Source organism: Cupriavidus neocaledonicus (assembly GCF_000372525.1).
In the GTDB taxonomy this organism is placed as follows: domain Bacteria; phylum Pseudomonadota; class Gammaproteobacteria; order Burkholderiales; family Burkholderiaceae; genus Cupriavidus; species Cupriavidus neocaledonicus.
The window spans coordinates 1-19816 of sequence record NZ_AQUR01000068.1 but is presented as its reverse complement, the minus strand read 5'-3'; the positions used below and the strand labels follow the sequence as shown (position 1 = coordinate 19816).

Sequence of the window (19816 nt, the reverse complement as noted above, 5' to 3'; positions counted from 1 at the left end):
TGGTGGCGGGTCTGAATTTTGGTTTGGGCTGGGCGGTGGCGCGGTGTATCCATACGCCGCCCGCTCCTGCAACCTGGAAACCAGTCAGCTGTCTTGACAGGTCTCGGACCGTCAGTCCTCAAGCCGCGCGCTTCTTCAGATCCAGCGCGACATCAACAATCATGTCCTCCTGCCCGCCCACCATCCGGCGCTTGCCGAGTTCGACGAGGATGTCCACCGTCTTCAGCCCATACTTCTGCGCCGCCACTTCCGAATGGCGCAGGAAGCTCGAATAGACACCCGCATAACCAAGCGCCAGCGTTTCGCGGTCGACTCGCACCGGACGGTCCTGCAGCGGACGCACGATGTCGTCGGCGGCGTCCATCAGCGTGTACAGGTCGGTGCCGTGGTTCCAGCCCATGCGCTCCGCGGCGGCGATGAATACCTCCAGCGGCGCATTGCCCGCGCCAGCCCCCATGCCGGCCAGCGATGCGTCGATGCGGTCGCAGCCTTCCTCGACCGCGACGAGCGAGTTGGCCACGCCGAGCGACAGGTTGTGGTGCGCGTGCATGCCGGTCTGCGTATCGGCGTTCAGCACCCCCTTGAGCGCACGGAAGCGGTCGCGCACGTCGTTCATCGTCAGCGCGCCGCCGGAATCGACCACATAGATGCAGGTCGCACCGTAGCTTTCCATCTTCTTCGCTTCGACGGCGAGGTTCTGCGGTGTGGTCATGTGGCTCATCATCAGGAAGCCGACGGTGTCCATGCCGAGTTCGCGCGCATACTCGATGTGCTGCCTCGAGATGTCGGCCTCGGTGCAATGCGTGGCCACGCGCACGATGCGCGCGCCGGCGTCATAGGCGGCCTTCAGGTCATGCGTGGTGCCGATGCCAGGTAGCAGCAGCGTGGCGATCTTCGCGTGCTCGAGCACGTCGGCCACGGCGGCGATCCACTCGAGATCGCTGTGTGCGCCGAAGCCGTAGTTGAAGCTTGAGCCCTGCAGGCCGTCGCCATGCGCGACCTCGATGCTGTCGACCTTGGCGCGGTCGAGCGCACGCGCGATGTCCTGCACGTTCTGGATCGAGTATTGATGGCGGACCGCGTGGCTGCCATCGCGCAGCGTCACGTCGGAGATATAGAGTTTCTTGGCCGTGGTGCTCATGCGCAGGCTCCTTCCGTGGTGGCAGTGGCGCCCAGCATCGCTTGCGCCATGCGCTCGGCCGTGGCAAGCGCGGCCGAGGTCATGATGTCGAGGTTGCCCGCGTACGCAGGCAGGTAGTGGGCCGCGCCCTCCACTTCGATGAACACCGAAGTCTTCAGTCCGCTGAAGCGGCCCAGCCCCGGCACATTGAGCGGCGCGTTGGCAGGGATCTCGTCGAACTGCACCGTCTGCTTGAGACGGTAACCGGGTACATAGGCGTGCACCGCGCGCACGATCTCCTCGATCGACGCTTCGATCTTTTCGCGGTCGGCCAGTTCGGACAGCGTGTAGATGGTGTCGCGCATCATGACCGGCGGCTCGGCCGGATTGAGCACGATGATGGCCTTGCCCTTCGCGGCGCCGCCGACCACTTCGATCGCCTTCGACGTCGTCTCGGTGAATTCGTCGATGTTGGCACGCGTACCGGGGCCGGCCGACTTGCTGCTGATCGACGCGACGATCTCGGCGTAGTGGACCTTCGCCACGCGCGACACGGCCGCGACGATGGGGATGGTGGCCTGGCCGCCGCAGGTGACCATGTTGACGTTCGGCGCACCGAGGTGCGCATCGAGATTGACCACCGGCACGCAATACGGGCCGATTGCGGCGGGCGTGAGGTCGATCATGCGCAGGCCCGGCTTGAGCTTGCGCAGCAGCGCGTCATTCCTGACATGCGCACCGGCGAAGGTGGCGTCGAAGACGAAGTCGATGTCGTCGAACACCGGCAGGCGCGTGAGCCCTTCGGCGCCTTCGTGCGTGGTGGCGACACCCAGGCGGGCGGCACGTGCGAGCCCGTCCGAGGCCGGATCGATGCCGACCATGGCCGCCATTTCCAGATGGCGGCTGTTGCGCAGGATCTTGATCATCAGGTCGGTGCCGATATTGCCGGAGCCGATGATCGCAGCCTTGAGTTTGTCGGAAGCCATGTGTATTCCCTGTTATGCGGCAAACGTCGCGCGGACGCTGCCGAGTCCTTCAATCTCGGTGGTGTAGGTGCCGGGCTCGGTGACAGCGACCATCGGGCCGAGCGCGCCGGTCAGCACCACGTCGCCGGCGCGCAGCGGCGTGCCGAGCTGCACCATGCGGTCCGCGAGCCAGACCGCTGCATTGAGCGGGTTGCCCAGGCAGGCCGCGCCGTTGCCACGCGACAGCACTTCGCCGTCGCGCGAAAGCGTCATCGCACATGCGGTGAGGTCGACCTGCGACAGCGGCACCGGGCGGCTGCCCAGCACGAACAGCGCGCTCGACGCGTTGTCGGCCACGGTGTCAACGAAGCGGATGTCCCAGTTCTGGATGCGGCTATCGACGACTTCGATGGCCGCGAGTGCATAGGCGCTGGCGCGCAGGATGTCGGCAAAGGTGTGGCGCTCGTGCGTCAGGTCGTGCTCGAGCACCAGCGCGATCTCGGCTTCCACCTTGGGCTGGATCAGGCGCGACAGGGGCATCGGCTGGCTGTCGCCATAGGCCATGCTCGCGAACAGCGCGCCGAAGTCGGGCTGGTCGACGCCCAGCTGCTTCTGCACGGCCAGCGATGTCAGGCCGATCTTGCGGCCGACGACACGCTCGCCGCTGGCGACGCGCGCATCGACATTGGCCTGCTGCACGGCATAGGCCGTGGCAGTGTCATCGGGCGCGATCTCGCCGCGCACCGGGGCGATGGTCTGGCGCGAGGCCTCGGCGGCGCACAGGCGCGCGGCGATCGCGCTAACGATATTCGGGTCGGTCATCGGGTTCTCCATCGGTCAGGCGGCCGCGGCCAGCGTTGCATGCGGTTCGGCATGCATCGTGGCGAAGCCCGCGATCCACTCGGGAATCGCGCGGTAGAAGTCGAGCGACGCGCGGTACGGGCCGTAAGCGGCCAGTGCGCCGAACGCCGCCACCCAGGTGCGGATCTCGTGCGCCGACTTGCCGCCGTCGCGCGTGATCGCGTCGTTGGTCATGCCGTCGACGGCCGTCAGGTCGCCGGAAGCGAGCAGTGCCAGGAAGGCGCGGTCCCACTCGGGATTGAGCGGATGCAGGTGGCTGTCGCCGGCGGCGAACGCCTGCGCAGCGGCTACCGTGCGTGCCTGGCGCGCGGCGCGCGATTCGGGCGACGGGTTGCGCCCCGCAATCAGGCGTTCGGCGACTTCCTCGCTCGCACCGGCCAGTTCGGGCACCGGCGGCTCGTGCGAGATGCCACCCGAGCCGACCACCAGCACGCGCTTGCCGGTACGGGCCAGGAAGCGGCCCACCGCATCGCCGAGCAGGCGCGCGCGGCGCAGCGTCGCCATGGGCGGCGCCACCGAATTGATGAAGACGGGGATGACCGGGTAGCGGTCGAGCCCGCCGGTCAGGACTGCGAGCGCGTCGGCACAGCCGTGGTCGACCTGCATCCGGTACGACAGCGAGACATCGATCTCCGCGGCCATCACGCATTCGGCCAGCGACTGCGCAAGATCCGCGGGCACCGACAACCTGCCGGCCAGGCTCTTGAAGTCGCCGATCGCGGTGGCGGCGGCGCCGATGCAGAACGGCGGCATGACGTCATAGAAGAAGCCGTTGTAGTGGTCCGGTGCGAACACAACGACCAGTTCCGGGTCGAACGCGCGCACGCGTTCGCGCGCCGCGGCCTGTGCGCGCTCGACCTCGGCAACGACTTCTGGCGCTGGGTCGACATAGCCGTGCAACGGCGTATGCGACAGACATTCCAGGCGAATCGGCATCCTCATGCTCCTGCTGCTTGGGTAATGGTGGTGGGGTCGGTGACGGCGTCGCACGCGGGGCGCGACGACATGGAAGGGCTGGACGCACCCGCATACGGCGGCACCTGCGTCATGCCGAGCTTGCCGGCCAGTTCCGTGATGGCCTCCGACACCTGCTGCGGCGAACACACGCCTGCGACGAAGCGGTCCGGGCGCAGCAGCACTACCGATTGCGGCAGGCGGCTGAACCACTCCTTCAGGCGGCCGCCTGCGTCGCCGATTGTGATCACGCCCTCGGTCACGTCAACGCCATGGCGCAGCTGCACATCGGGCTTGGCCAGCACGAAGCGCATGCCCGCCTTCTGCGCGAGCGCGCGCGCCTGGGGCGTCAAGCCAAAGGTCGGGTCTGTGCCCCAGCCGATCACGGCGAAGCCGTTCCCGATGGCATCGTCGAGCAGCGTGAGGCGGTCATCGCTGGTACGCACGCGCGGCTGGATGAACAGGCGGCCCACCGGCGAACCGGCCAGCGGATCGTTCCCATACACCAGGCGGCCGAGCCATGAATCGCGCTTCTGGCTCATCAGGCCGAGCAGACGCCCCGGCGCCGAACTGCCGGAACGCTCCAGTACGCCCGCCAGCCAGCCGCCGCGCTGACGCACAGGCGGCAGCAGCACCACACCCTCCTCATAGCGCGGCATGGGCTTGAAGCGCATTTCGACGAAATAGCGCTTGACCGACGGCAGCACGTTGAAGCTGCGCACGAGCGCATCTCGGAAGCGCGTGCCGAAGCGCGTGGTCGGCGCGAAAATGTCGCCCGCCACCTCGGACAGGTGGATCATCGAGCGCGCGTGAGCGCGGCGCTCGACCGTGTAGCTGTCAAGCAGGCGCGCATCGGCCAGCCCCTTGGCGACCATCGCCAGTTTCCAGCCGAGGTTGTTGGCGTCGCGGATGCCGCTGTTATAGCCCTGCCCCTGCCACACCGGCATGATGTGCGCGGCATCGCCGGCCAGCAGCACGCGGTCGACGCGGAACGTCGACGCGAGCCGCGCGTTGTGCGTATACACGCGCTTGCGGATGTAGTCGACCTTGTCGGGATCGGCCACCACCTTGCGGATCAACGCGGCCATGTTCTCCGGCTTCGACAACTCTTCCTCGGTCTCACCGGGCATGACCATGAACTCGAAGCGGCGGATGCCATGCGGCAGCGCGGCCGAGACATAGGGACGCTCATGATCGCAATGCATGTAGATATGCGGCGAGCCGACCGGATCGTTGCGCACGTCGACGACGATCCACTGGTTCGGCTTGGTACGGCCTTCGAAGGGCACCTGCATCGTGCGGCGAACCAGACTGTTGCCGCCATCGGCACCGACCATGTAAGCGGCACGGATGGTGCGGCGCTGGCCGGCGTTCGTGGTCACCTCGACGCTCACACCGGTGCCGTCCTGGCTGAAGGCGTCGACGCCATGGCCGAACAGCACCTGCACGTGCTCGAAGCGTTGCAGCCCCTCGTACAGCACCTGGTCGGCCAGCGGCTGGATGAATGCGTTGCGGCGCGACCAGCCGAACTCGTCGGTGCGCGGCTCGATGGACGCGAAGCAATGACCGTCCTTCGTGACAAAACGCATCCAGTGGTCGGGCGTGGTGTGCGGCAGCAGCGTATCGGCGAGCCCCACGGCCTGGAATACGCGCAGCGCTTCATCGTCGAGGCCGATGGCGCGCGGATAGTCGATAAGCTGGTCCAGCTTCTCGACGACGGTGACGTGCACGCCCTGGAGGCCGAGAATATTGGCGATCATCAGTCCGACAGGGCCGGCGCCGATGATGGCAACGTCGGTGTCGACATGGGGAAGACGGTCGACTTGCGACGTCTGCTTGGCCATGGTGTTCATAGGTCTCCTACTGGCAAGGCACGAGCGCGCCCCCGCGCCGGACCGGCGCGTACTGGCTCTGTTTTGATGGATTGGAAAGGGCGGCCGGCGTGACCGGCTGCGGGTCAGGCGCCGGCGCGGCGGCGCTGGCGACGGATCAGGCAGGACATGGGGTGGTCTCCGAGTGTGCGATTTTGAGATGAGTCTAGGCATCGGGCCGCGCGCACTCAAAAATTTCTCTAAAATGTGCAAGGAGTGCACATCTCTGATTTATAAGGACTTTCGGTGAGCAAATACGCGAATGTGCGGGGACTTTCACGTGGTCTGCAGGTACTGAGGGCTCTCAACGCCATGGAGAACGGCCGCGCCACCAGCCAGCAGCTCAGCGACGCAACCGGCCTGCACCGGACCACGGTGCGACGGTTGCTTGAGACGCTGCTGGAAGAAGGATTCGTGCGGCGCAGTACATCGGACGACAGCTTCCGGCTCACGCTCGACGTGCGCGCGCTCAGCGAAGGCTTCACCGACGACGAACGCATTGCCACCGTGGCGCCGCCAATCATGGGACGCCTGATGCAGCGCGTGGTCTGGCCATCCGACCTGACCACGCCCGACGGCGACGCCATGATCATCCGCGAAACCACGCACCGGTTCAGCCCGCTGTCGTTTCACCGCGCCATGGTCGGCCGACGCCTGCCAATCCTGCTGACCGCCGCCGGCCGTGTGTATTTCTCGATGTGCCCGGATGCCGAGCGCGAAGACATTCTCGAAGTCCTGCGCTCAGGCGCTGGCGGCGAACAGCAGCTCAAGCTCGCGATGGATGACACCTATATCCGCAACCTCATCCGGCAAACCCGAAAGGATGGCTTTGGCTCCAATCAGGGCGACTGGTCCGATCAGCGCAAGATCGGTGCCGTGGCCGTCGCCATCGAGGCCGAGGGGCGTGTACTTGCGAGCCTGAACGTGATTTACCTGCAGCAGGCAATCAGTCCGGCGGAGGCGACGCGGCGCTTTGTTCCTGAGTTGCAGCATGCAGCAAAGGAGATGGTCGAGGCGCTGGGGTGAAGCAAGTCATTCCGCGGACTGAGATACGTCCAGGGAGTCCGATGTAACGCTCCCCCAACGCAAATTTGTTCAGTAAACTAGTCATCCTTCGATCTTTTGTCTAAAATATTGGACATATGCCAGCCTTTACCGATACCACCACCGTCCTCGAGCGCCACTTGCTCTTGCAACTCGGCGACCGCATCAAACGCCTGCGGAAGGCTCAGGGCTTTGGCACGGTTGAGATGGCCAAGCGCGTCGGCATCTCACGGACGACCCTCGCGGCGGTTGAAGCCGGCGACCCCGCGCCAACCATGGGCACATATCTGCGTGTCATGTCCGTGCTGGGTGTCGCCGGTGACCTGGCCCTGTTAGTCAGCGATACTTTCCAACCGGCGCCCGCGAACTCTGCGGCCGCCTCATCCAAGCGCGTCATTCCGCAGGTTCAGGTTCGGGTAAGGACTGATCCAAGCCGCCATGAGGCCCAGGACTTGCAGAGCATGGCGCTCCACAAGGAAGCAATCCGCCTGATCCAGGATGACCCGGCGCTACTGGAGCGGGCCCGAGAAGTCCTCAGGCGATGGCGCGCGCAGGGAGACTCACGTTCTGATTCACTCTGGTCCGAGTGGGAAGCTATTCTTGCAAACAAGTCGTGGCGCAAAGCGCTTGGCCGAACTCGGCGTGCTCAAGAGCTGCGCCAAGCGTCTCCGCTGCCCACGCTTTTACCAGATGCCATTCGGCACGAAGTGCTAGCACAGGTTCAGGCGTTGAAAAAAGGCGTTGTCCTGGGGGACCAGGAATGAAGCGGGAAGATCTTGAGCACATCATTCGGGCCGCTGCCGACATCACGAACGAATATGAATTCGTTGTCGTTGGCAGCCAGTCCATCCTGGGGCCAATTCCCAATCCCCCGGCGGTTTTCACGATGTCCGCGGAGGCGGACATATACCCGCTAAATGCCACCCACAAGGCGGATGCGATCGACGCGGCGATTGGAGAAGGCTCGCGCTTCCACGAGACGTATGGTTACTACGCGCAGGGCGTCGGGCCAGAGACAGCATGTCTTCCGGCCGGGTGGGAAAGCCGTTTGCAGCGCATCCAAACAGCGGGGACGAATGGCCGGGTCGGCTATTGCCTTGACCTTGTCGACCTCTTTATGGCGAAGGCAGCAGCTGATCGCGACAAGGACCGAGTCTTCTGTATGGCCCTGATACAACATGGCTATGTCTTGCCCCGTACAGCGATCAGTCGCGTCGATGACATGCCGATAGACAGAGCTGCGCAGGGGCGACTACGTGCACGCATCAAGCGCTGGACCAAGGCCTTGCTGGACCAAGGCCATGCGACTCCAGCTGACGACGCTTAGCTCAGCTTTCAGCGCAGCCGCCATCGGCGTGCCATCGCGCTAGCATTTCGCTTTATTGCCTGCTCGGTAATACCGGCCTCGTCACGCGGACTGTTCAATGCGCCTGGGAGTCTTGAGGAAGCTCAGGCCAGCAAGCGGCCACGAGCCGCCATTGACAGTTGGCCCGCGGGATCGCTCCATCCTGTGTCGCGGGCGGCGCCTTCCAAAACCATTGCAAGTCCGCCGGACCGGCGCATCAGGGTAAATACCACCCTCCTGGCGCTTGGTTAACCTGCTGCCTGACACTACCATTTATCAACCGATCAATGATCGATTGATAATTTATTGGAGGTGACCATGGCGATTACCAAGCTTGCACACTATTCGATCCGGACGGCGGACCTCGAACGGTCGTGCGCATTCTATGAACGCATTCTCGGATTCCGTCGCGGGTACCGGCCGCCGTTCGATTTCCCCGGCGCGTGGCTCTACATGGGCGACGACGAACGGGACTTCGGCACGGTACACATCATCGGCATCGACCCGAACAATCCTGCCGGCCTGACGGCCTACCTTGGCGACAAGGCGCTGCCGGAAACTGGCACGGGAACCGTCGACCACATCGCCTTCCTGGCGACGGGGGTCGCGGCGATGTGGGAAACACTGCGCGCCGAGGGCATCGCCTGGCGCGACCGTACCGTCCCGAGCCTCGGCCTGCATCAGGTATTCATCGAAGACCCGTCGGGGGTCACCATCGAGCTCAACTACCCCGCTGAGGAAATGGCAGGCCTCGCCCTGCCGCAGCACTCGCAAGCCAACGCAGGAGTCGCAGCATGACCATCACCCAATCATCCCCCCGCAAGGCCATCATCATCGGTGGCTCCGTCGGCGGACTCTTTGCCGCCAATCTTCTGTCGCGCAGCGGCTGGGAAGTGGAGATCTTCGAGCGCACGCCCGAAGCCCTGGCCGGACGAGGCGCCGGCATTGTCACGCATCCGGAACTGTTTGAGGCGCTGTTGGCCGCCGGCGTAAACGTAGACGACAGCATCGGCGTCCCGGTCAATACCCGTGTGACCTTGGCCCGCGACGGCAGTGCGGTCTCGCATCGCGAACTGCCCCAAATGCTGACGGCCTGGGGCAAGATGTACGAGGTACTGGGCAAGGCCTTTCCCGGCATCTATCGCACCGGTTCACATGTCACGGCGGTGGCTTCACATGCCGATGATGCCGAAGTCACCCTGCAGGATGGCTCGAAGCACTGCGCCGATCTGGTGATCGCCGCCGATGGCTTCCGCTCAGCGGTCCGGGAACAACTGCTGCCGTCCGCGCAGCTTGAATACGCGGGCTATATCGCCTGGCGGGGGCTGGTCGACGAGACCGATCTGACGCCTCACACGCACGCTGCGATCTTCGACAAGTTCGCGTTCTGCCTGCCTCCGCACGAACAGATCCTTGGCTACCCGGTCGCCGGCGAGCGCAACAGTACCGCGCCAGGCCAGCGTCGATTCAACTTCGTGTGGTATCGCGCCACATGCGAAAGCGAACTGGCCGACCTGCTCACCGACGCCACCGGCAAATGCTGGTCCACCGGCATTCCGCCGGGCCTGATCCGTCCCGACGTCATCGCCGACATGGAAAGCGCCGCTTCTGACCTGCTTGCGCCTCAGTTTGCCGAAGTCGTGGCCCGGACTGCCCACCCACTGTTCCAGCCGATTTATGACCTGACCGTTCCGCAGATGGCCTTCGGTCGGGTTGCGCTGCTGGGCGACGCTGCCTTTGTGGCCCGGCCGCACTGCGGCATGGGTGTCACCAAGGCCGCTGGCGACGCCATGGCACTGGTGCGCGCGCTGTCGGATGCACGGACGATCGAAGCCGGACTCGAAGCCTACAGCGCCGAACGCGTGCAAGTCGGCCAGGCCATTGTCGAGCACGCTCGCCACCTCGGCGCCTATATGCAAGCCCAACTGAAGAGCGACGAAGACCGCGCCATGGCCGAACGTTATCGCACGCCCGAAGCGGTGATGCGGGAAACCGCCGTGTCGCGCGAGTTCTGACGGTCAAGGACAACAACCCAGGAGACAACCATGCCTCAAGCCGCCCCCCAAGCCGCGTCCCAACCCGCGTCCTACAAGGCGTACGAAGATCCCGGTGCCATCGACGCCCCGCTGGCGCCGCATCCCATGCTGGGTCGCCACGACTTCGAGCAACTGCACCGCACAAGGCGGCGCTTCTCCTGGTCGCTCACTGCCGCCATGCTGCTGGTGTACTTCGGATTTATCCTGACACTGGCCTTCCGTCCCGACCTGCTGGCGCTGCGACTGGCAGCGGATCAGCCAATGAACATTGGCATCCCCATCGGTTTTGGCATGTTCGCGTTCACCTTCGCGCTCGTGGCCATCTATGTGTATCGCACCAACACGGTCTACGACCCGATGATCGCGGACATCCGCAACGGAGAGCCGTCATGAATCGCACGCTTGCCTTTGTTGCCACGCTCGCCGCGCTGGCAGCCGCCACCCCTGCCCTGGCTGCCACGCCACCCGTCGGCCAGGGCCTGAACGGCATCGCCATCGGAATGTTCGTCGTGTTCGTGGTCGCCACGCTGGCCATTACCCGCTGGGCAGCCCGCCGCAACAACACCGTCGCCGATCACTACGCCGCCGGCGGCAAGATCACCGCCATGCAAAACGGCTGGGCCATCGCGGGTGATTACATGTCGGCTGCGTCGCTGCTGGGCATCTCGGCGCTGGTGTTCACCAGTGGCTACGACGGCCTGATCTACTCGATCGGCTTCCTGGCAAGCTGGCCCATCATCCTGTTCCTGATTGCCGAGCCGTTGCGCAATCTCGGGCGCTACACGCTGGCCGATGTGCTCTCGTACCGGCTGCGGCAACGGCCGATCCGCGCGTTCTCTGCGTCGAGTTCCATCGTGATCGTGCTGCTGTACCTGGTGTCGCAGATGGTCGGCGCTGGCAAGCTCGTGGAACTGCTGTTCGGCTTCAACTACACCTCGGCAGTGGTGCTCGTCGGCGTGCTGATGGTGGTCTACGTGTTCTTCGGCGGCATGCTGGCCACCACCTGGATCCAGATCATCAAGGCCGTCATGTTGCTGGCCGGCTGCGCGTTCATGGCGTTCATGGTGATGAGCCGCTTCGGTTTCAGCCTGAACAGCCTGTTCGACCATGCCATCGCGGCCCACGGCAAGCAGGCCGCAATCATGCGTCCGGGCGGCCTGGTGTCCGACCCGGTTTCGGCGGTCTCGCTTGGCCTCGCGCTGATCTTCGGCACGGCTGGCCTGCCCCACATCCTGATGCGCTTCTTTACGGTCAGCCACGTCAAGGCGGCGCGCAAGAGCGTGCTGTATGCCACCGGCATCGTTGGCATGGGCTACGCGCTGATCATCATCATTGGCTTCGGGACGATTGCGCTTGTCGCCAGGGACCCGCTGTACCACACCACTTCGGGCGCTGTCATTGGCGGCGTCAACATGGTGGCCGTACACCTGTCCCACGCCGTTGGTGGCAGCGTCTTCCTGGGATTCATCTGTGCTGTGGCGTTCTCGACCATCCTGGCCGTGGTCGCAGGCCTGACGCTGGCCGGCTCTTCGGCCATCTCGCACGACCTGTACGCAATCGTGATTTGCAAAGGCCGCGCGTTGGACAAGGACGAGATGCGCGTGTCGCGCATCACCACCCTGGTGCTGGGCGTGCTGGCGATCCTGCTGGGCATCCTGTTCGAGAAGCAGACCATTGCGTTCATCGTCAGCCTGACGTTCTCGATTGCAGCCAGTTCTAACTTCCCGGTGCTGCTGTTGTCGATCTACTGGCGCGGGCTGACCACGCGCGGCGCGGTCATGGGCGGCATGATGGGCCTGGTTACCGCCGTGGTGCTGACGATCCTGAGCCCGACGGTATGGGTGCAGGTGCTGGGGCACGCGTCGGCCATCTACCCGTACGAGTATCCGGCGCTGTTCTCGATGCTGGTGGCGTTTGCGGGCATCTACGTGTTCTCGGTGACGGATCGCTCGGCGCGCGGCGCGTGGGAACGCAATGCCTACCAGAACCAGCGCGTGGACTGCGAGTTGGGCATCACCGCCAAACCTGGTCATTGAATACAAAGGCTGGTGAGGCAGCTTGAGGGCGGCCGCCGGGCGACTGGTGTGCCGCCTGTTCTTATTGATCGGGCGATTGGTAGAATCGGGCCATTACCGGAACAATACGACGAGAGAGACAGCCATGGAGCCACGCGCCACTGAAGACGCCGCCGCAAAATCCACGCGGCGGTTGCTGCCCGAGGAGCGGGAGCAGCAGATCGTCGAAAAGGCCATCGAGCACTTCACCCGGAATGGCTTCGGCGGCAGCACGCGCGAACTGGCCAAGCAGATTGGCGTCACCCAACCCTTGCTCTATCGGTATTTCGCCAGCAAGGACGCGCTGATCGAGCGCGTCTACAACGAAGTCTTCCAGTGGCGCCCGGACTGGGACCGCCAGATCACGGACCGCTCCCTGCCGCTGACCGAACGGTTGTACGCCTTCTACCTGGACTATTCGTCGGTGATCCTGCGCGAAGAATGGATCCGGCTGTTTATCTTTGCCGGCCTGACTCACGAAGGCATCAACAACAAGTACCTGAGTAAGTTGCGCACCAAGGTGTTCCTGCCCGTACTTGCCGAAGTCCGGGAGGCTTTCGATATTCCCGCGCCGCGCACCGCCGCCGAAACCGACGCGGAGATCGAGATGATCTGGAGCCTGCACGCCGCCATTTTCTATATCGGCGTGCGCAAATGGGTCTATGGGCTGAAGGTCCCGACGGACATGGATACCGTGATCCGGCAGAAGGTTGACATGTTTCTGCTGGGTGCACCCGCCGCGATGGCCAAGATGCGAGGATAGTGGTCGGGGGCCTTTTGGCCTTGCAGCGCATTCGCTTTACCCGTATTGCAGCCATCCGGGGCCTCGTGCCACGCGCCTAGAGTTTCGCTGTTCCTCTTCGGATAAGCATGTCAAAGAGAAATTGAGCGGCCGGCGCCAACGGGCGTCCTCGCCGCGAAATCAAGCCCAACGTTCGAGTTATCACTGGGTCAGTCAGTGGGATCGCAAGCAGCCCACTGCCGGGCTTCGGCGGCAAAGCCATGCGAGGTACGACACCGATTCCCAGGCCGGCCTGGACCAGGCTTACCAGGGCTGGAACATGATTTACCTCGCAGTACCATCGCGGTCTTACCTGCAGCCGCGCAAGGGCCTGGTCGATCAGGAAGCGGTTGCCGCTGCCTTGCGCGAGCGTAATGTAGTCAAAACCTTCAAGGTCTTTCCATTTGACACTTCGTCGCGCCGCCAGCGGATGCCCTTTGCGACAGGCGACAACGAACGCCTCTTCGATCAGGGGGCAGAAATCGATATCTGGCTCCTGCGTCCCGATATAGGTCAGGCCGAAATCCGCATCGCCGCGCGTGACCGCGAGCAGGACGTCGCCGGAAGACTCGTCAACGATCCGGAGCCGTATCCCCGGATAGCGCTCGTGATATGGCCCCACGACAGAGGGCAGGAAATGCCCGACGGCGGACGGTACGCAGGCAATCGTCACCTCGCCCGATAGCCGCTCGGCAACGGTCTGGATGCCGAGCATGGCATCTTCCAGTTCGTTGATGACGTTTCGCGCCTTGTGCACAAACATGCGGCCCAAGGTCGTCAATTCGACCTTCCGGGTGGTCCGCGTGAACAGCGCAACGCCGAGCGCTTCTTCCAGCTTGTCGACACGACGCGACAGTGCCGACTGCGACAGGAACATCGCGTCGGATGCCGCCTTGAAGCTGCCCAGATCGGCGACGGCCAGAAACGCCCGCAAGTCGGCCAAATCGAAATTCATGTGTCTGACGCAAGAATACTTGTGATCTTTGCACTTTACACCGGAATCCGGTCAGCGTGATCATTCGCTGCATGGACGGAACGCAACACTGTCCTGACCAAGCAGGAGACAAAATGTCCAACAAAGTACGAAAGCCGGTACGGCGCCTGTCGCGCCGTACCGCCCTTGCCGCCCTCGCCATCCCGCTAGCTGCTTCCCTTCTTCCCGCACATGCGCAGACCTGGGCACCCGTCAGGCCGATCCGGCTGATCGTCCCGTACGGACCCGGCGGAAGCTCTGACGCCATTGCCCGCGTCATCGCGGCCGAGATGTCGAAAGGCCTGGGCCAACAGGTCGTGGTGGATAACAAGGGCGGTGGCCAGGGTGTTATCGCCATGCAGGAGACCGCGCGCGCCGCGCCTGACGGATACACGCTGGTGCTCGGTCACGTTGGCACGCTTGCCGTCAATCCCGCCATGATGCACAAGCTTCCCTACGATCCGCTGAAGGACTTCACGCCGGTGACACTGCTCGCCAAAGTGCCGATGGTGTTCGCGGTGGGGCCTGCCGTCCATAGCGATTCCATCAAGGCATTCATCGCTCAGGCCAGGGCGAAGCCTGGCGCCATGACCTACGGTTCGGCGGGCAACGGAAGCGCCGGCAACGTTGCCTTCGAGATGCTCAAGCAGACCGCGCATATCGACCTGGTGCACGTGCCTTACAAGGGCACCGGCGCCCAGATCACCGACTTGCTCGCCGGAAACATTGACGCGGCATCGGCGGGCCTGGCGGGGATCCTGCAACACGCCAGGTCAGGCAAGCTGCGCATCCTCGCGGTTGGTTCGTCAAAGCGCCTCGCGCCGATTCCCAACGTTCCCACCATTGCCGAGGAAGGCTATCCGGGATTCGAAAGCTCACAATGGTTTGGGCTGATGGCGCCTGCGCGCACGCCCACGCCGGTGATCAGCCGCCTGCATGCCGAGGCAGTCAAGGCCCTGGCCACCCCGCTGGTGCGCCAACGGCTTGCCGAGGACGCTAGCACGGCCGTCGGCGCGGGCAGCGCCGAATTTGCGTCATTCATTCGTACCGAGCAACAACGCTGGGGCACTGTCATCCGCGGCGCAGGCATCCAGGCAAACTAAGTCTTCAGAGAACATCCAGCATGCAACAAGATCGAATCACGGTATCCGAAGCCGAACTCCGCCAACTCGGAACGCGCGCGTTCCAGGGCCTCGGCCTGACCGAAGGCGATGCCATCGATGTCATCGACATCCTGGTACTCGCAGACCTCTTCGGGCTCAGCACCCACGGACTGTCCCGGATTGAATCCTATGGCGAACGACTCCAGTCCGGTGGTATCTCGGCACGCCCCACCATCACCGTCGAACGTGTCGCGCCGGCGCTGGTAAAGGTCGATGGTGGCAACGCAGTCGGTCCGCTCGCCGGCATGAAGGCACTGCGTGCAGCCATGGAAGTCGCCGAAGAATTCGGCATCGGCATGGCCTTCGTCCGGGGCAGCAATCATTTCGGGCCGGTATCGCCGTACAGCTACATTGCGGCGGAAGCGGGGTTCGCCAGCATGATTGGCAGCAATGCCACGACGACCATCGCGCCATGGGGCGGAAGCGATGCGCGCCTGGGCAACAGCCCGCTGGGTTTCGGCGTACCGGGGCATGACGGCCGCCACTTCCTGCTGGACATGGCCATGAGCGTGGCCGCTCGCGCCAAGATTCGCAATGCGCTCAAGGCCGGACAATCCATTCCGGATTCATGGGCCACCGACGCGCAAGGACGAAGAACCACCGATCCCAAGGCCGCCCTCGATGGCTTCCTGCTGCCTATTGGCGGGCACAAGGGCTATGGGCTGGCACTGATGGTCGATCTCTTCGCCGGATTGCTCTCGGATGCTGCGTACCTGACTCACGTCAAGTCGTGGGTCGATGCACCCGACGAGCCGCAGAACCTGGGCCATTTCTTTATGCTGGTCGATACCAGGCGACTGGGATCGGCGCAATGGCTGAGTGCCCGCATGAAAGACTTTGCAGCCATCCTCCACGGTAGCGCACCGGCCGAGCCTGGCAAGCCTGTCATCGTTCCCGGAGAGATCGAACTAGAGCAGCTGGCGCGGCAGCGCGAAAGGGGCATCGCCATGGACCCGGCGGTGAAGGCGCTACTGGACCGACATGCGAACGCAACCACGAACTGAGATTGCACACTCCGAAAGCATCATGACAAACGACCATGCACGGCTCGCTAAGGCGCTTGCCCCGACGGGAATCCTTCGCGCATCGATCAACGTAGGCAACCCTATCCTGGCAAACCTCGATGCCGACGGCAATCCATTCGGCGTTTCAGTAGACCTGGCCGGCGAGTTTGCCCATCGCCTTGGCATCCCGCTGGAGCTGGTCGTGTTCGACTCCGCGGGGAAGTCGGTAGAGGCCGTCACGGCCGAACAAGCCGACTTCGGATTCTTTGCCGTCGACCCGGTCCGGGGCGCCGGCATCGCATTCTCCGAACCCTACGTGCTGATCGAGGGCGCGTATCTGGTGAAGGAGGAATCCCCCCTCAAGGCGAACGAAGAGGTCGACCTTGCCGGCCGCCGTGTCGTGGTAGGAAAAGGCAGCGCCTACGACCTTTATCTCACTCGTACGCTGCAACATGCACACATCGTGCGCGCCCCAACGTCTCCTGCCGTTGTGCAAACCTTCCTGGAACAGGGCGCGGACGTGGCTGCAGGGGTGCGACAGCAACTGGAAGCCGATGCCAGGCGCACTGGCGGCCTGAGGTTGCTGCCGGGCCGGTTTATGGTCATACAGCAAGCCATGGGCCTCCCCATCGCCCGCAGCGCTGAAGCCGTGGAATTCCTGCGGCGGTTCGTCGAGGAGATGAAAACCTCCTGCTTCGTTTCGGACGCTCTCAGGCGTCACGGCATCGACGGCGCGTCCGTCGCGCCTTCGATATCGTAGCGAGGGCTGGAATCGACCCATTTCTGCCCAGGCCTTGACCATGCCGTGCGCCGCCGACGGGCAATACGCCCTGGTAATTCTCCCCGGGGCGGTTTGCAAGCTTTACGCGGGAGGACGCACAGGGCAGGCATTCATCCGCGCCAAAGGCGAGCCTTCCGTACGGCCCGATTCCCTCCGACATTCGCGAAAACAATAGCGAGGCCATGGGGACGGCGCCGGGTGCCGTACCCAAGGGTTCCCCGGTTTTTAACGCTTTGCGGCCGCGCGCGCGGACGGGATATTCGGCTTGTGTGCGGCCTTGACGGCGTCAGCGGCGGCACTGGCCACCTGGCTCTCCGCGAGTTCTGCGGCTTGCCGGGTGGATCGCCGCAAGGATTCGCAAAACGTGGCACCGGAAAGCATGGCCGCCTGCCACGCGTTCAGCGTGCCCTCCGAGCCCTCCGGCGCGCTTTGCATGAGCTTGTCGAAAATCTCCTGCAAGCTATGCTTGCTCGTTTCGTAGTGGGCTTCTACCACCTTCTGGAAGTCGTCTCTCGTCGCCGCAGCGATTTCGTGTACCTGCTGCAGGTATCGCCGTGATTTCCCGGCGGCTGACTCGACGGAGCTGGCCTGCAACGCAAAAAGTTCTTGAGGATCCCTGACAGCGAAAGCCCGGCGCATTGTTTCCTGGCTGTCGGCGATGGTCTCTTTCATGGTCTGCATGCTCAACTCACTTAGCCTCTGGAGCGCGTCCAGGGTCTTCGTCGTCATGCCAACGACGATATCCAGGGCTGCAGCCTGGGTTCCGTACATGGGGTCGAGCTTGTCGACTGGCATCATGGTCTCCTTTGGGTTATCCCGCGCATCGGTCGGTCGCAAGTCTCATTCCATCTCGCCGTCGACCCACGGCAACAACGTCAGGGCTGCATCCGTCACATATGGATAGATGGATGGCAGTCCTGAACGCGTTGGCTCAGCACGGACACACCATCATCATGGATGAACACAACATGCGGTTAGCCGTGGAAGCGAATTGGACCATCGTTCTTGGGCGGGGGACCGGTCCAGGTGGTGGACAGATGGTCGCTTGCGGCAAACCCGAAGCCGTCGCCGCCTCGCCTCCAGTCAAGACGGCACGCAACTTGTTATGAAGAAGCAGTTAGGATACGGAACGGGCGATCCACTTTGATGTTGCCCCGCTGATCGAACCATGCAATTGGATCTGTTCGGATACGAGGAAGGCGAGGCGATTCCTGGCCTGAGTTATCAATTGAACTTCCTGACCGAACAGGAAGAACGAGAGCTGCTCGCCATTATTCGTACGCTTCCTTTGCATCCGGCCCAGTACAAAGAGCACGAATCCCGATGCCGGATCATCAGCTATGGTGGAATCTACGATTTCAGCACCAACACGGTGGAGCCCAGCCTGGAGCTGGATCCCCGGTTTTTCCCTCTTCGCGAGCGGGTTGCAGCCTGGCTAGGCGCGGAACCGCGGGAGATCGAGAACCTTCTGGTGACTGAGTATGCGCCAGGCACCCAGTTGGGCTGGCACCGCGATGTGCCGCAGTACGAGACAATCGTCGGCATTTCCCTTGGCAGCGCTGCCGTCCTCCGCTTCCGGCGATACCCGCCAAGCCAACCCACCAACCGTCAATCGATAAAGCTGGAATTGGCGCCCAGGTCGATCTACAAGCTGGAGGGCGTGGCACGGTGGGAGTGGCAGCACTCGGTACCGCCGGTCAAGGATCGCCGCTGGTCGATCACCTTACGTACGAAGCGCCACGCAATACCGCCACGTAGGCCTTTGCCTGTGCACTCATGACCGTCTGCCAATCGCCTGCACCGGCGGGACGCCTACTGCAATCGGCGCCGGCAAACTGACAAATGAGCCGCCCCCCAGTGAGAGCAATATCGCTCGTCGCCCACGCCGTTACGGGGCCGGCGATGCCAGCGGCTTCCCCTTCTCGACCACGTACACGCCAACAACCCGCGCCGCCGCGCTACTGCTGTTGTGGGCGTCATGCACAATGCCGGCGGGGACGACGAACGATTCACCGGCCTTGACCGTGCGCGGCGACTGGCCGTCGACCAAGAGTTGCACCTCGCCTTCCATGACATAGCTGATCTCGTCCCCGGGATGCGTATGACGCCCGGCATAGGCGCCTGGCGCCACCTCCAAGCGCGCGACCACAGCTTCGCGCCCCGGTACAGATACGTCTGCCCTCCCTACCACGGTACGGGTCAGCCCCGAACCCTGCGCAAGGGCGCTACCTGCCATCAGTGCCACCGCGCCCAACATGGTCAAATGCTTGTAGTGCATGATGTCTCCCGGACTTATTCTGGCGTTTCGGAGGTGGGTATCACGTCTGGTTCGCGCTGACTCTCATGCTGGCGGAGCTGCCGACTAGAGTGAGTCTTTTCGCCAACGTCCATCTTTGTCTGTACGAGAACGAACGGAATTGGCGGCCGCGCCAATCCAGATGGCGCCGCTCGGTTGGATCTTATCCACGTCCGTTTGCAAATACGTCCCTCGCCCGCCACAGCCCTAATACATGGGATTGAAGGCGATCGGATCCAGGTCCGGGCTGCCGGACGTTCAGCCCCAATTAATTGGTTCAACGAGGAATTCCGGGGAAGGCAGCCTTGATCTTCAGGAAGAAGTATTCCTCGTCACGGTAGCCATAGGCTCGGCGCTTGATGACTTTGATGGTGTTGTTGATGCCCTCAACGACGCTGGTATTCAGCGGATGGCGGCATCGGGCAAGGATGCCGTGCCAATACGCTTTCAGGCGCTGGGCGAACAGTTCGAGGGCAGGTATTCGGCTCTGCCTTGCTTGTTCGCACCAATGCTCCCACGCCTTTTGCGCCCATCCCGGGCGGCGATAGAACCACAGGCGCTTGAGCTC

Annotated in this window: 22 protein-coding genes; 13 read left to right on the top strand and 9 right to left on the bottom strand. The window is 63.6% G+C overall.

The features are described from left to right. Positions 1–118: 118 nt before the first annotated feature. From dmpG to A3AG_RS0102985, 5 genes are read right to left on the bottom strand one after another with little or no spacing between them, the layout of a single operon-like run. The gene (gene dmpG, locus A3AG_RS0103005; RefSeq protein WP_018004005.1) at positions 119–1141 is read right to left on the bottom strand and encodes a 4-hydroxy-2-oxovalerate aldolase; all 1023 of its coding nucleotides are present in this window, start codon (positions 1139–1141) and stop codon (positions 119–121) included. After that, complete coding sequence (locus A3AG_RS0103000) at positions 1138–2106, bottom strand: acetaldehyde dehydrogenase (acetylating) (RefSeq protein WP_018004004.1); 969 nt, start codon at positions 2104–2106, stop codon at positions 1138–1140. Before A3AG_RS0103000 ends, dmpG begins: the two co-directional genes overlap by 4 nt. 12 nt (positions 2107–2118) lie before the next feature. Beyond that, positions 2119–2907 (bottom strand): 2-keto-4-pentenoate hydratase, encoded by a 789-nt coding sequence (gene mhpD / locus A3AG_RS0102995; protein WP_018004003.1) that lies wholly within the window; start codon positions 2905–2907, stop codon positions 2119–2121. Between the two features lie 15 nt (positions 2908–2922). Next, positions 2923–3882, bottom strand: a complete 960-nt coding sequence (locus A3AG_RS0102990) for a 3-carboxyethylcatechol 2,3-dioxygenase (protein ID WP_018004002.1) — start codon at positions 3880–3882, stop codon at positions 2923–2925. Positions 3883–3884: 2 nt separating this feature from the next. Further along, the gene (locus A3AG_RS0102985) at positions 3885–5753 is read right to left on the bottom strand and encodes a bifunctional 3-(3-hydroxy-phenyl)propionate/3-hydroxycinnamic acid hydroxylase (RefSeq protein ID WP_018004001.1); all 1869 of its coding nucleotides are present in this window, start codon (positions 5751–5753) and stop codon (positions 3885–3887) included. 264 nt (positions 5754–6017) lie between these two features. On the opposite strand from A3AG_RS0102985, the gene A3AG_RS0102980 reads away from it, so the two are divergent. The 8 genes from A3AG_RS0102980 to A3AG_RS0102945 all read left to right on the top strand — a co-directional run bounded on the left by A3AG_RS0102980 (position 6018) and on the right by A3AG_RS0102945 (position 13013). After that, complete coding sequence (locus tag A3AG_RS0102980) at positions 6018–6797, top strand: DNA-binding transcriptional regulator (protein WP_026163886.1); 780 nt, start codon at positions 6018–6020, stop codon at positions 6795–6797. Between the two features lie 116 nt (positions 6798–6913). Continuing rightward, entirely contained in the window at positions 6914–7579 is a 666-nt protein-coding gene (locus A3AG_RS0102975; protein ID WP_018003999.1) for a helix-turn-helix transcriptional regulator, read from the top strand. Next, positions 7576–8142, top strand: a complete 567-nt coding sequence (locus A3AG_RS0102970) for a DUF6036 family nucleotidyltransferase (RefSeq protein WP_018003998.1) — start codon at positions 7576–7578, stop codon at positions 8140–8142. Before A3AG_RS0102975 ends, A3AG_RS0102970 begins: the two co-directional genes overlap by 4 nt. Before the next feature lie 336 nt (positions 8143–8478). Next, the gene (locus tag A3AG_RS0102965) at positions 8479–8958 is read left to right on the top strand and encodes a VOC family protein (RefSeq protein ID WP_020384427.1); all 480 of its coding nucleotides are present in this window, start codon (positions 8479–8481) and stop codon (positions 8956–8958) included. Beyond that, positions 8955–10175: an FAD binding domain-containing protein gene (locus A3AG_RS0102960; RefSeq protein WP_018003996.1), complete on the top strand. Its 1221-nt coding sequence runs from the start codon at positions 8955–8957 to the stop codon at positions 10173–10175. Before A3AG_RS0102965 ends, A3AG_RS0102960 begins: the two co-directional genes overlap by 4 nt. 30 nt (positions 10176–10205) lie before the next feature. Beyond that, positions 10206–10589 (top strand): DUF485 domain-containing protein, encoded by a 384-nt coding sequence (locus A3AG_RS0102955; RefSeq protein ID WP_018003995.1) that lies wholly within the window; start codon positions 10206–10208, stop codon positions 10587–10589. After that, entirely contained in the window at positions 10586–12232 is a 1647-nt protein-coding gene (gene actP, locus A3AG_RS0102950; RefSeq protein ID WP_018003994.1) for a cation/acetate symporter ActP, read from the top strand. Before A3AG_RS0102955 ends, actP begins: the two co-directional genes overlap by 4 nt. Before the next feature lie 124 nt (positions 12233–12356). Beyond that, positions 12357–13013, top strand: a complete 657-nt coding sequence (locus tag A3AG_RS0102945; protein WP_018003993.1) for a TetR/AcrR family transcriptional regulator — start codon at positions 12357–12359, stop codon at positions 13011–13013. Positions 13014–13089: 76 nt separating this feature from the next. Here A3AG_RS0102945 and A3AG_RS0102940 read toward each other — a convergent pair whose 3' ends face one another. Next, the gene (locus A3AG_RS0102940) at positions 13090–13986 is read right to left on the bottom strand and encodes a LysR family transcriptional regulator (RefSeq protein ID WP_018003992.1); all 897 of its coding nucleotides are present in this window, start codon (positions 13984–13986) and stop codon (positions 13090–13092) included. 113 nt (positions 13987–14099) lie between these two features. On the opposite strand from A3AG_RS0102940, the gene A3AG_RS0102935 reads away from it, so the two are divergent. Genes A3AG_RS0102935 through A3AG_RS0102925 form a run of 3 tightly spaced genes read left to right on the top strand, consistent with a single transcriptional unit; the run spans position 14100 to position 16931 of the window. Next, entirely contained in the window at positions 14100–15107 is a 1008-nt protein-coding gene (locus tag A3AG_RS0102935; protein WP_018003991.1) for a Bug family tripartite tricarboxylate transporter substrate binding protein, read from the top strand. 20 nt (positions 15108–15127) lie between these two features. Next, complete coding sequence (locus A3AG_RS0102930; protein WP_018003990.1) at positions 15128–16171, top strand: Ldh family oxidoreductase; 1044 nt, start codon at positions 15128–15130, stop codon at positions 16169–16171. A gap of 22 nt (positions 16172–16193) precedes the next feature. After that, a complete protein-coding gene (locus A3AG_RS0102925; protein WP_018003989.1) occupies positions 16194–16931 on the top strand; it encodes an ABC transporter substrate-binding protein in 738 nt (245 codons plus the stop codon). Positions 16932–17177: 246 nt separating this feature from the next. On the opposite strand, the gene A3AG_RS0102920 is transcribed toward A3AG_RS0102925, so the two are convergent. Beyond that, on the bottom strand, positions 17178–17750 hold the full coding sequence (locus A3AG_RS0102920; protein ID WP_240619780.1) for a phasin family protein: 573 nt from the start codon (positions 17748–17750) through the stop codon (positions 17178–17180). A 110-nt stretch (positions 17751–17860) separates the two neighbouring features. Here A3AG_RS0102920 and A3AG_RS33885 point away from each other — a divergent pair, with 110 nt between their 5' ends. Further along, positions 17861–18061, top strand: a complete 201-nt coding sequence (locus A3AG_RS33885) for a hypothetical protein (protein WP_145987516.1) — start codon at positions 17861–17863, stop codon at positions 18059–18061. Positions 18062–18120: 59 nt separating this feature from the next. Then, a complete protein-coding gene (locus A3AG_RS0102915) occupies positions 18121–18732 on the top strand; it encodes an alpha-ketoglutarate-dependent dioxygenase AlkB (protein WP_018003987.1) in 612 nt (203 codons plus the stop codon). A gap of 108 nt (positions 18733–18840) precedes the next feature. On the opposite strand, the gene A3AG_RS0102910 is transcribed toward A3AG_RS0102915, so the two are convergent. After that, entirely contained in the window at positions 18841–19230 is a 390-nt protein-coding gene (locus tag A3AG_RS0102910) for a cupin domain-containing protein (RefSeq protein WP_018003986.1), read from the bottom strand. A 295-nt stretch (positions 19231–19525) separates the two neighbouring features. Further along, positions 19526–19816, bottom strand: a 291-nt coding sequence (locus A3AG_RS31275) for an ISL3 family transposase (RefSeq protein ID WP_018003985.1), incomplete at its 5' end; no start/stop codon positions are given.